This window comes from Spongiactinospora sp. 9N601, from assembly GCF_044326295.1.
GTDB classification, from domain to species: domain Bacteria; phylum Actinomycetota; class Actinomycetes; order Streptosporangiales; family Streptosporangiaceae; genus Spongiactinospora; species Spongiactinospora gelatinilytica.
This window is the reverse complement of the sequence record NZ_JBIRBB010000023.1, coordinates 34645-46699: the sequence shown is the minus strand read 5'-3', so window position 1 is coordinate 46699 and position 12055 is coordinate 34645. Positions and strand designations below refer to the sequence as shown.

General features: G+C 67.6%; 11 protein-coding genes. 6 read left to right on the top strand and 5 right to left on the bottom strand.

What is annotated here, in order from left to right; all coding sequences use genetic code 11:
• Positions 1-85 precede the first annotated feature (85 nt).
• The 5 genes from ACH34R_RS38585 (at position 86) to ACH34R_RS38565 (ending at position 6922) form a co-directional block, all read left to right on the top strand.
• Positions 86-1084, top strand: coding sequence for an SMP-30/gluconolactonase/LRE family protein (locus ACH34R_RS38585; RefSeq protein ID WP_397566546.1), 999 nt, complete (start codon positions 86-88; stop codon positions 1082-1084).
• Between the two features lie 517 nt (positions 1085-1601).
• The gene (locus ACH34R_RS38580; RefSeq protein WP_397566545.1) at positions 1602-3515 is read left to right on the top strand and encodes an acyltransferase family protein; all 1914 of its coding nucleotides are present in this window, start codon (positions 1602-1604) and stop codon (positions 3513-3515) included.
• A 98-nt stretch (positions 3516-3613) separates the two neighbouring features.
• Positions 3614-4024 (top strand): VOC family protein, encoded by a 411-nt coding sequence (locus ACH34R_RS38575; RefSeq protein WP_397566544.1) that lies wholly within the window; start codon positions 3614-3616, stop codon positions 4022-4024.
• 108 nt (positions 4025-4132) lie between these two features.
• On the top strand, positions 4133-6445 hold the full coding sequence (locus ACH34R_RS38570; RefSeq protein ID WP_397566543.1) for an ATP-binding cassette domain-containing protein: 2313 nt from the start codon (positions 4133-4135) through the stop codon (positions 6443-6445).
• Positions 6446-6607: 162 nt separating this feature from the next.
• Entirely contained in the window at positions 6608-6922 is a 315-nt protein-coding gene (locus ACH34R_RS38565; RefSeq protein ID WP_397566542.1) for a hypothetical protein, read from the top strand.
• Positions 6923-6931: 9 nt separating this feature from the next.
• On the opposite strand, the gene ACH34R_RS38560 is transcribed toward ACH34R_RS38565, so the two are convergent.
• The 3 genes from ACH34R_RS38560 to ACH34R_RS38550 form a co-directional block, all read right to left on the bottom strand.
• On the bottom strand, positions 6932-7555 hold the full coding sequence (locus tag ACH34R_RS38560; RefSeq protein WP_397566541.1) for a DUF4386 domain-containing protein: 624 nt from the start codon (positions 7553-7555) through the stop codon (positions 6932-6934).
• 89 nt (positions 7556-7644) lie between these two features.
• Entirely contained in the window at positions 7645-7875 is a 231-nt protein-coding gene (locus ACH34R_RS38555; protein ID WP_397566540.1) for a hypothetical protein, read from the bottom strand.
• A gap of 51 nt (positions 7876-7926) precedes the next feature.
• Positions 7927-8127: a hypothetical protein gene (locus ACH34R_RS38550; RefSeq protein WP_397566539.1), complete on the bottom strand. Its 201-nt coding sequence runs from the start codon at positions 8125-8127 to the stop codon at positions 7927-7929.
• A 946-nt stretch (positions 8128-9073) separates the two neighbouring features.
• Here ACH34R_RS38550 and ACH34R_RS38545 point away from each other — a divergent pair.
• A complete protein-coding gene (locus tag ACH34R_RS38545) occupies positions 9074-11008 on the top strand; it encodes a tetratricopeptide repeat protein (RefSeq protein WP_397566538.1) in 1935 nt (644 codons plus the stop codon).
• Positions 11009-11156: 148 nt separating this feature from the next.
• On the opposite strand, the gene ACH34R_RS38540 is transcribed toward ACH34R_RS38545, so the two are convergent.
• Together ACH34R_RS38540 and ACH34R_RS38535 are read right to left on the bottom strand one after the other, a co-directional pair.
• Positions 11157-11441, bottom strand: a complete 285-nt coding sequence (locus tag ACH34R_RS38540) for a hypothetical protein (protein ID WP_397566537.1) — start codon at positions 11439-11441, stop codon at positions 11157-11159.
• Between the two features lie 66 nt (positions 11442-11507).
• A complete protein-coding gene (locus tag ACH34R_RS38535) occupies positions 11508-12050 on the bottom strand; it encodes a hypothetical protein (protein WP_397566536.1) in 543 nt (180 codons plus the stop codon).
• Positions 12051-12055: the final 5 nt, after the last annotated feature.

Genomic DNA, 12055 nt, shown 5'->3' with positions numbered 1-12055 from the left:
AGGGAATTTGTAGTTGAAAAAGGTTCCCTGACGAACTCGCCCTGCTGGATGAGACCAGCGCCCAAAAGTCAGAGAGAAGGTGTGCATGTCCCGAGCAACCTGGCGACATCCCGCGGTCGTCGCGGCCGTCGCCGCATCGCTGTTCATCGGTTCCGCCGCCCAGGCGGCGGAAGCCCCCACGCATGGCCGTGTCTCCACGGCCTTCGAGATCCCCGGTGACCGGGTCTACCCCGAAGGCATCGCCGCCGACCCGCACACCGGTGATGTCTACGTCGGAGCCTTCGAGGGCGGTGCGATCTTCAAAGTCACTCGCGGGCAGCGCGTCGCGAAGGAGTACCTGCCCGCGGGCGCGGACGGGCGTACCCATGCGCTCGGGCTGGAGGTCGACCGGGCCAGGCGGCTGTGGGTGGTGGACCGCGGCACCGGGATCGCGGTGTACGACATTCCACGCCACCGGCTGATCGCCCGTTTCGTGGTCCCTGGCGATGCCGATCGTCTGGTCAATGACGTGGCCATCGCCCCGGACGGCACCGCGTACATCACCGAGAGCCGCCGGGCCGTGGTCTACCGCGTCACCCCCCGGCAACTGGAGGAGGCCCGCGACCACGACGGTCCGACGCCGCTCACGCCCGCGTTCGACCTGAGCGGGTCTCTGGACCCGCATGAGCCCGGCGCCATCACCCTCAACGGGATCGTCGCCGCGCCGACGGGACGCTACCTGCTGACCGTGGACATGACCGGCGGCGACCTCTACCGCGTCGAGCTGCCCTCCGGCAGGGTCAGCAGGGTCGAGCTGCGCGGCGGAGACCTCGCCCGGTCCGACGGCATGGAACTACGTCACGGTACGTTGTGGGTGGCCCACCCCATCCTCGACGCCAACGCGATCAGCCGGTGGAGCATCGGCAAGGACGGCCGGACGGCCCAGATGACCCGGCGGATCACCGACCAGGCTCTGCAACTCCCGACCACCATGGTCCACAAGGACGGCGGTCTTTACGTGGTGCGTTCCCAGTTCGACAAGGGCGGCCCGGTGGGCGACGGCATCCCGCAACTCCCGTTCAGCATCGCTTTCGTACGCATCTAAGGGCACCCGGAGTCTGGGGTGTGCGGAGCCGGCCGCCTTCTGGGAGTGCGGCTTCGTGCGCCCCTTATACGGCACCAGCACGCGCCGGCCTGCGCCGACATACGCCTTGCCGGCGAGTGTGACAGTCCGACGGCCTGCGGGCGGCGGGTATCGCCCCGGATACGCGCCGCCTTCAGGTCGTGCCTTTGTGTTTGCCGGAGTAGCAGGGCCGGTCGGCGAGCGAGCAGGGCGATGGCCTCCTGTACGTAGCGCCAGGCGGTGGCGGCGCTGGACGCCGGCCAGGTGGTTCAGCGTCTGGGATGACAACGGCAGCGCGGCACGATAGAACAGCACTCAGGTCCCTGGTCGTATCGGTCGATCTTGGTTGACAACCCTTCTGCCAGGGGCTGTCTGCGTACCGGATCAGGAACGGTGATCTGTAGCGAGCTTGCGACCTGCGGCGTCGCGGTGAAAGAGGTTCACTGACCGCAGGCCCGGCGGCGCTCGCACGGCCGTTTCCACAGGGGGACGAGATTTCTTGACGACCACGGAGAAGGCCGCGACGTCCGCCGGTCATCCTGTGCCGGCCAATCGTGACCCGGCACTGGACGGGATCCGGGGCATCGCCGTACTCGCCGTGGTCGTCTACCATCTCGGCGCGCCCTGGCTGCCCGGCGGATTTCTGGGCGTGGACGTCTTCTTCGTGCTGTCCGGATTTCTGATCACCAGGCTGCTGGCGGGCGAACTCGGCGCCACCGGGCGGATCGATCTCGCCCGGTTCTGGGTGCGGCGGGCGCGGCGACTGCTGCCCGCGTTGTTCGCCCTGCTGGCGGTGCTGGTGGTGTACGCGGCCACCCGCCCGCCGGAGATGCAGAAACCGCTGCGCGACGACCTGCTCTCCTCGTTGCTCTACGTCACCAACTGGCAGTTCGTGCTCGAAGGGCGCTCGTATTTCGGGGAGTTCCAGTTGCCCTCGCCGCTGCGGCACCTTTGGTCGCTGGCCATCGAGGAGCAGTTCTATCTGGTGTTTCCGCTGGTGCTGATCGTGCTGGCGCGGATCGGGCAGCGCAGGCGGGCGGCCGTCTGGGGGGCGGGGGTGCTGCTGTCGGCGTTCGCGCTGGCCTGGTTCTACGACGAGGCCGACCCTTCGCGCGCGTATTACGGCACCGACACCCGGCTGCACGAACTCCTCATCGGCGCCGGCCTGGCCCTCTGTTTCGGGCCGATCAGCGGTTTGGTGCGCAAATGGCTCGCACCGGTCGCGCTGGCGGGGCTCGCGGTGCTCTTTCTGACCGTGGACGACCGGGGGCAGTTCTACTACCACGGGGGTTCCCTGGTGGTGTCCCTGGTCACGGCGGCGCTGATCGCCGGTGCCGTCGCCGTGCCGTACCGGCCGCTCTCCTGGCCACCGCCGGCCGCGCTGGGGCGCATTTCCTATGGCGTCTATCTGTGGCACTGGCCGGTCATCGTCGTTCTCACGCCGGAGAGCATCGGCGTGTCCGATTTCGCGCTGGTGGCGCTTCGGACAGCGGTTACTTTGGCCGTGAGCGTGGCGTCCTACCACTTGCTGGAAATGCCGGTACGCCGGGGGGCCGTCGCCGGTTTCCGGCTCCCCGCCCGGCGATTCCTTCCGGGGGCGCTGGTCGTACTGGCCGGGCTTTTCGGCGGCACGTTCGCCGCCACCGCGCACGCCCGCCCCGAACCGGCCTATGTACGGCAGAGCGACGGCCTCATCGTCCCCCGCGACGCCGACCCGCATTTCCCGGTGGTCGGCCTGGTCGGCGATTCGGTGGCGGCGAGCCTTCAGCCGGGCCTGGCGTCCGCCGCCCGGCAACGCGGATACACCCTGGTTTCCGGCGCGCGTCCCGGATGCGGCGTCGGCACCTCATTGCTGCTGGACGAGACCGGCCATCCGTTCCCGCGTTCGGAGATATGCGCCGAACGCACCCCGCGCCTGCAACACGAACTGATCGACCGTTTTCATCCCCGGGCGGTGCTCTGGCACAGTGCCCGCGACCGCATGGAGATCCGCGCCGGCGGACGACGACTCCACGCGGGCACCCCGGAATGGACCGCCCGCCTGTACGCGAACTGGGACGCCGCCCTGAACCGCCTTTCCGCCCAGGGCACCCGGGTGATCGTGCTGCTTCCCGCGTGGGGCCCGGGCGCCAGCGCCCAATCCTCCTGCGGGGGCGAACTCAACCTCACCCCCGCCGAATGCGACCGCACCTCCGTCACCACCGAACACCTGCGCCGCCTCTACCGGGAATGGGCCGGACACCACCCCCAGCAGGTCTCCCTCCTGGACCTGGGCGCCATGCTCTGCCCGGGCGGCCTGCCCTGCCCGCCCGACGACGGCCCCGCCCGCCTGCGCGCCGACGGCGTCCACTTCACCGAACAGGCCGCCCGCCGCCTCGCCCCCCGCATCCTCGACCTCGCCGCCCTCCGCTGAGCCGCCCTGCGCTGAGCCGCCCTCCGCTGACCGGTACGCGCTGGACCGGTCAGGATTCGAGAAGCGCCGCCCAGCCGGGGACGCCTAGCCTGGCCTGCATGGACATCAGCATCAATGCCAGTTTTCTCCCGCACACCGACCCGGACGCCTCGCTGGCCTTCTACCGGGACGTCCTCGGCTTCGAGGTCCGGAGCGACGTCGGATACGAAGGGATGCGCTGGATCACGGTCGGCCCCGCCGGCCAGCCCGGCACGTCCATCGTCCTGGAGCCGCCGGCGTCCGACCCGGGTGTCACCGACGACGAGCGCCGGATGATCGCCGAGATGATGGCCAAGGGCACCTACGCGGGCATCCTGCTGGCCACCGACGACCTCGACGGCAGCTTCGCGCGGGTCAAGGCGGGCGGGGCGGAGATCGTCCAGGAGCCGGCCGAGCAGCCGTACGGCGTGCGCGACTATGCCGTACGCGATCCGGCCGGGAACATGATCCGTGTTCAGGAGATCCGCTGAGCCATCGGGCGTAAAGAAACCCGACATAGCGCCCGGACCTGGTTAAATCTAGCGAGGCGACGCCGGCGGAGACCGCGAACGCTACCCCCAAACCAGGATGGAGACCCCATGAGTACGCCCATCAGGACGGACACGCAGTCGCCTGCGCTGCACGCCGCCGACAGTCATGATCTGATCCGCGTGCAAGGCGCGCGGGAGAACAACTTGAAGGACGTCAGCGTCGAGATTCCGAAGCGCCGGCTGACGGTGTTCACCGGGGTGTCCGGTTCGGGGAAGAGCTCGCTGGTGTTCGGTACGATCGCCGCCGAATCTCAACGGCTGATCAACGAAACGTACAGCGCCTTCGTACAGGGCTTCATGCCGACCCTGGCGCGGCCGGAGGTCGACCTGCTGGAGGGGCTGACCACGGCGATCATCGTCGACCAGGAGCGGATGGGGGCCAACTCCCGGTCCACCGTCGGCACCGCCACCGACGCCAACGCGATGCTGCGGATCGTCTTCAGCCGGCTCGGCGAGCCGAGCGCCGGGCCCTCCTTCCACTACAGCTTCAACCTGCCCGCCGGGGCCTGCCCGCGCTGCGAGGGCATGGGCCGGGTGAACGACATCGACCTGACCCAGCTCTACGACGACAGCAAGTCGCTGGCCGAGGGCGCGATCACCATCCCGGGCTACAACGCGGACGGCTGGATGGTACGGATCTTCACCTCGTCCGGATTCCTCGATCCCGACAAGCCGATCCGCGACTACACCGAGAAGGAGCTGCACGACTTCCTGTACCGCGAGCCGGTCAAGGTGAAGTTCGAGAACATGAACCTCACCTACGAGGGCCTGGTCTCCAAGGTCCAAAAGTCGCTCCTGGCCAAGGACCGCGAGGCGATGCAGCCGCACATCCGGGCGTTCGTGGACCGGGCGGTCACCTTCACCGCCTGCCCCGAGTGCGGCGGCAGCAGGCTCAACGAGGCGGCCAGGTCGTCGCGGATCAAGGGCGTCAACATCGCCGACGCGTGCGCGATGCAGATCAGCGACCTGGCCGAATGGGTCCGCGGCATCGAAGATCCGTCGGTGGCGCCGCTGCTCGCGACGTTGCAGCAGACCCTCGACTCGTTCGTGGAGATCGGCCTGGGGTACCTCTCGCTCGACCGGCCCTCCGGCACGCTGTCCGGCGGCGAGGCGCAGCGGACCAAGATGATCCGCCACCTCGGGTCATCGCTCACCGACGTCACGTACGTCTTCGACGAGCCCACCGTCGGCCTGCACCCGCACGACATCCAGCGGATGAACGACCTGCTGCTGCGGCTGCGCGACAAGGGCAACACGGTGCTGGTCGTGGAGCACAAGCCGGAGGCCATCGCGATCGCCGACCATGTGATCGACCTCGGGCCCGGCGCCGGTACGGCGGGCGGCGCGGTCTGCTTCGAGGGCACCGTCGAAGGGCTGCGGGCCAGCGGCACCCTCACCGGACGCCACCTCGACGACCGCGCCGCCCTGAAGGACAAGGTGCGGACGCCCACCGGCAAGCTGGAGATCCGCGGCGCGCACTCGCACAACCTCCAGGACGTGGACGTGGACATCCCGCTCGGCGTACTCGTCGTCGTCACCGGCGTGGCCGGGTCCGGCAAGAGTTCGCTGGTACACGGGTCGATCCCGGCGGGCGCGGGCGTGGTGTCGGTCGACCAGACCGCGATCCGCGGGTCGCGGCGGAGCAACCCGGCGACCTACACCGGGCTGCTCGACCCGATCCGCAAGGCGTTCGCCAAGGCCAACGGCGTGAAGCCGGCGCTGTTCAGCGCCAACTCCGAGGGCGCCTGCCCCAACTGCAACGGCGCCGGGGTCATCTACACCGACCTGGCGATGATGGCCGGCGTCGCCACGGTCTGCGAGGAGTGCGAGGGCAAGCGGTTCCAGGCTTCGGTACTGGACCACCACCTCGGCGGGCGTGACATCAGCGAAGTCCTCGCCATGTCGGTGACCGAGGCGGAGGAGTTCTTCCGCGCGGGCGACGCCCGCACCCCGGCAGCGCACGCCATCCTGCACCGCCTCGCCGACGTCGGCCTCGGCTACCTCAGTCTCGGCCAGCCGCTCACCACCCTGTCCGGCGGCGAGCGGCAGCGCCTCAAGCTGGCCACCCACATGGCCGAAAAGGGCGGCGTCTACGTCCTCGACGAGCCGACCACGGGCCTGCACCTGGCCGACGTCGAACAGCTCCTCGGCCTCCTGGACCGCCTCGTCGACTCCGGCAAGTCGGTCATCGTCATCGAACACCACCAGGCGGTCATGGCCCACGCCGACTGGATCATCGACCTCGGCCCGGGCGCCGGCCACGACGGCGGCCAGATCGTCTTCGAGGGCACCCCCGCCGACCTCGTCGCCGCCCGCTCCACCCTCACCGGCGAACACCTCGCGGCTTATGTCGGTTCTTGATGCCCGGTCAAAATGACCAATAATGGACGTGTACTAGAGGTGAATGTCGAGTTATAGCTTGGTGTGCGGGGGGACAGATCTTCTGGCGGCGACGGGACTTCTCGGGCAATAGTTCGATCCTGCACCGTAAGTAAGTCATGTCACCAGTCAAGAGGAGAAGCTGTGATACCCCGCGCGCTATCTCTCCCGCTGATCGCCGCCGCCGCCATCGGAACGGCACTGTTCTCGGTACCGGCCGCCAGCGCCACAACGACGCTCGTCGACACGTACACCTGTGACAACGTCACGAAGTCCGATATCGGCGACGGCTGGGCCGGTTGGGGCAACTGCGTCGGCTCCGCCGGCGCCCCCACCTCCGGCCCCCTCCCCGCCGCTACGCGCAACCTGGTCAACCGCACCACCTCGGTGACCGTGGTCTGCACCGGCGATGGCGAGGCCGTCCTCCCTGACCTCGTGGCCCTCAACAACTGCTCATAAAACGCCCATTCAAGGAACCCGCCGAACGCCACTCGGCGGGTTCCGCGTTTTAAGGCCTTTCACTATCAACCATCCGGCCAGGACCAGACTCTGCACCGCCATCGGCGCATTCATCCCCAAATAAACCGGCCCGACGATCTCCACCTGCCGGAACAACACGAGCAGGCTCGCCACCAGCACCAGCCCGGCCCCGGCCAGCCCCCACACCGACAACCACCGAGGAACCAACCTCGCCCGATAGAGCATGAAGAACAACAACACATCCCCCAGCCCCGACGAAACGATCACCGCGACATGATTGACCAGGTCGCGCCCCACCCGCAGCATCTCGATGGTGGCGGCCTCCTGCCCCGGCACCAGAAACAGGGGCAGCGATATCACCCCCACGAAATGAAACCCCGCCGCGATCATCCTGAACCCGACGAACCCCAGGCTCAGCGCCTCACTCACCGCCCGCAACGCCGGATACAGACACAACGCGAACCCGACACCAGCCGGAATCATCACCAACTGAGCCCCCGCGCCGGCGAGTATCTGCCCCTCATGCGCGGCAATACGGCCGAAATACCCCGGCTCCTCAAGCACCGGCACCACACTGAACAACCCGGCGACCACTCCCACGATCACCAGCACACCCGCCCACCTGCTCACCCGAGCACCCCCTTCTTACACCTGTAAGGTGCTGCCCACACTACCCTTACACCTGTAAGCCCGTCAACGCGCTAGGAGACGAGCAGGTCGAAGTGGAACCCGACGGCGAATATGGCCAGGGCCAGCCATCGTGAGGCCAACGCCAGCCCCGGATGGGCCGGCAACCTCGGCATGAGCAGCAGGACCACCATCGGAACGCCCAGGCCGAGAAGGATGCTCAGCAACACTTTCGGCCACTCGGTCAGCCCCACCACGGTCGCGATCACCTCGCTCAACGCCGCCCCCACAACAGCGCCGACCATGATGAGGAGTGCGGAGTACTTGGTGACGTACAGCCGCTCGACAAACTTCCCCTAGCGCGCCAGCTTGTCCGCGCCCACCAGCTCGATGAGGATGAGCGCCCCGCTGATGAAGGAAAGGATCTCCCCGACGCGCCCCCACCACAGAATGGGCACCCCGAGCAGCTCGTACCCGAGCACGGACCTGCCCCGCAACCACAGATCCCACGCCTCGAAGTAGCCGAGATCCGCCACCACCGGAGCATAGATGCTCACAGCGCGGATCACGGCGATAGCGAGAGAAAGCCCCGGCATGCCAAAAGGCATCCCCGGCGATCCAGGGATGCCTTGGTGAAGCAGAGAGCCGCCTAAGGGAATCGAATCCTTGACCTACGCATTACGAGTGTCGGCTCGGGTGAGTTCGATAGGGTTCGCCGGGGTTCGGAGCTGCAAAAACGAACCCCGTGAACCCCCCCGAACTCCTGCGAACTGCAACCCAAACTGCAACCCAGAGGGCTTCGCGTGCGAGCATGGCGGACGGGAACGCCTCCTCGACACGGCGCTGGCAGCCGAAGTCACGACGACCCAGCTCATCGGCGGCAAACCGACACCAAAAGCAGGAACCTGGACAGGACGCACATGCCGCCTGGCTGTCATGGACGTTGGCAAGCCGATTCGAACCCGTCAGGTCCGCCCTTCATCGCGCGCACGCCGACGGAATCGATCGATCGCGCACCGCGGACCAGCCGGCTCGCCCCAGATGCAGAGTTCGTCCAGCATTCGCGCACTTCCTGCGGATACTTCCTGCGCTTACGGGGCTGGCATCGCGAGTGATTATCCCTTCCACCAGCACGATCATGCTGACTTCAGGGTCTGTAAGGAAGTCGGAGCGGTTCACATCTGCCAAATCAGACGGAGGGTTCCGGGGCCGACGCAGCCTTCTCTTCCCTATCGTGGAGGCATGCCTTGGGAGGCAATCGGAGCACTGGCCAGTCTGGCCGCGCTCCCATTGGCGATACTGTCGATTCTGGCGCGGCGGCGGCGGCGCACCGCCCGAGACGCCACCGATGCGGCTGTCCGAGACTCGCAACATGACGAGCCGGGTTACGTTTTCATGACCACGCACGCTCCAGTCGGAAGGCTTCCTCTCCGGGTGCTGGGGCGGGATGAGACGCTGAGGGAACTGCGGGAGTCGGCACGTGCACGTGACCCTCGCGTTCATGTGCTGGTGGGACTGGGCGGCTCCGGGAAGACGACGATCGCGCTGCGTCTGGCGGCCGACCTGGCGGAAGCAGGACACCTTGTGTGGTGGGCGGATGCCAGCGATCAGGCCCAGCTCACTAGCTTATTGTTGCAGGCCGCTCAGGACGATCTCGACGTGCCCGACGGGTTGGTCAAAGAGGCGCTCATGGGCAAACGGAACGCGTGCGATGTGTTTTGGAAGGCGCTGGAGCGCAAGGACTTGTCCGCGCCGCCGCTGCTCGTCCTCGACAACGCCGACGACCCTCAGCAGACTCTGGCACTCACGGACGGACGGGTGGCCGACGGCAACGGATGGGTGCGCGCGACCCGCGCATGCATGATTGTCGTCACTTCGCGTGACCGCGACTACAGGACGTGGGGGCCGCTGTGTCGGCTCCACGACGTTGAACGTCTGGTGCAGGACGCCGCCGCTGACGTGCTGCGCGACCTCGCACCGAGGGCATCCGATCCCCGATGCGCCGACGACCTGGCCCGTGACCTGCATCATCTCCCGCTGGCCCTGCATCTCGCAGGCAGCTATATCGGGTCATCCCACGCCCGCTATGACACCTTCACCTCCTACCGTCAAGCGCTGGCCTCCGACCTCCTCGGCACGCTGAGCCGAGGCTCCAGGCTCGGTCACAACGTCTCCGACCGCGAACTCGTATCCCGAACATGGCAACTGTCTCTGGAAACACTGGAACGGCAGGGCGTTAAGACAGCCACGACGCTCATCCGGGTCCTGGCCCAGTTCGGCGGTCACACCATTCCCGAGATCGTGATAGCGCCGGAATCGCTGGCGGGACAGTTACCCCGCTGCACCATTGATGACGCAATCTCAGCCCGCGCGGCACTGCGACGAGTCAGCGTCATCGACTTCATCGAGGAGGAGAACGTATCCGGTATGCGCCTTCATCCTGTGGTCGCCGAGACGATCAGAGCCTCGACCCCCAAGGCAGCCCACGCGCAGAGCAAGGCTCTCACCCTCCTGCACACCGCTTCACAGACACTCGACGCAGAGCGCCCGGACCAATGGCCGGTCTGGGCGCTGCTCGACCGTCATCTGCGAGTTCTTTTGGAGCGTATGGAAAGTCCCGACCGCCGGCAATTGCGCCTCATGGCCGAAGCGGCCACGGGGGTCATGCGAATGCTGAAACTGAGCGGCTCCTTCCTGGCGGCGCATCAGCTCGCCGAACGGGCCCTGGCCGCCACCGCCCGCCTGCCGAAAGCTGATCCTGCTCTGCTGAGCCTCCAGCACGGTCATGCGACCATCTTGCATCGGCTGGGTGAGTACGAACGCGCCGAGCAGCTTTACCGGAAGGTGGCGGTCGCCCAGCGACGCACTCTCGGCGCTGAACACAAGGCGACGTTGTGGACGTTGCGCAACCTCGCCTCGCTGCTGGTCGACCGAGGCGCGCACGCCGAGGCGGAGCGCTTCTATCGGCAAGTGCTCCAGGCGCAACAGCTTAGATTGGGCAACGACGACCCCGACACGCTGTGGACCCAGCACAGCCTCGCCGTGCTGCAGAGCACTCAAGGAGAGTACGCCAGCGCTCGTCGGCTCCTCGAATATGTGCTGGCCATCCGAGGAGACGCCCTGCCTCCTGACCATCCCGATACTCTCTGGACGCGGCACAGCCTCGCGGTCGCCCTGGCTGGTCAGGGCGACCATGCGTCCGCGGCGCAACTCTGCGAGCAGGTCCTGGACGCCCAACTGCGCCTTCTCGGCCCAGACCATCCCGCCACGCTGAGAACCCGCCACACACTGGCTACGCTGCTGTGCCATCGGGGTGAGACGGAGCGCGGCAGGCACGAACTCAAGACGACGCTCGCCGGTCGGCTCCGCGCATTGGGTCGCACGCATCCCGAAACCCTGCGTACCCAGCGTGATCTAGATGATCTGCTTAGACCGTGACTCGTTTGGGGTTTGATCGTTGGACCCGTCCACCAAGGCGGCTCGCGTCGCCTGTGGGACTACCTGGACCAAGTACGGGACTACTGGGTCCGGCATGGCGAACTGCCGTTCCGGGGCGCGGAGGCCACCATCAGCCCGGAGGGCATGATCACGCTACGGCGAGGCCGCTGGACCTCGACCATCGGTCCGGGATGACCATCACCCCCGACGTGGCGTCCTTGCGTGGCCGGGCGCGGCCCTTGGGCGGCGTCGAGCGCGCGGCGCCCTCCTGCTGCCCGCCCGGCGCGGGCAAGGTCTTCGGCGGGGTGTGGCCGCGCAGCGTGAGCTGTTCATCGACCTGGGCCACCCGGTCGGCCAGGCCGCGCTGCACGTAGCCGTCGCGTTGGCGCAGCAGCGCGGCGATCATCGGGTCGCCGGTCATCTCGTCGGTCATAGCCTGTTCCCTTCTCCGGTAGGCCCGGGCCCGCCGCGGCGAGGATGGGCGGGCCCCGGGGGGCTGTCACACGCCGGTGAACGTCGGCGTGATCAGGCCGGTACCGGCGATCTTGCGGGCCTGGGTGTACCGGGCGTGGGTGTAGGCGAAGTAGCCGTACACCACCAGCAGCACACCCAAGCTGGCGGCGTGCGGCTGCTCGGCGCGGATGAACATCGGCGCCGCCGAGTCCTCCCACAGGTGGCACTCCATGCGGTCCACGAGGTAGATCTCGTCCTCGTTGGTGCCCGCACCCAGGTTGGTGGCGATGTTGTTGTCCACGATCACCGGCGTTCCGTTCGGCAGCACGCCGCGCACGCCCCGGCCGTAGGCTTCGGCGAAGTTCGTGCCGAGGGTCTGCACGACGATCCCCGGCTGGGAGATCATCGGCCAGGTGGAGCCCATCGCGTTCTGCAGCCAGTACCACCGGCGCGAGCGCATGACCGCGATGTTGTCGCCGGACGCCATGTCCAGCAGCGCCGACTCCACCCCCGCCACCCCTTCGGTGATCTTCGGGTACGCCTCGGCCGCGGTCGGTGAGGCGTCGGTGTAGGCCACCGCGGTGGCCACGTTCG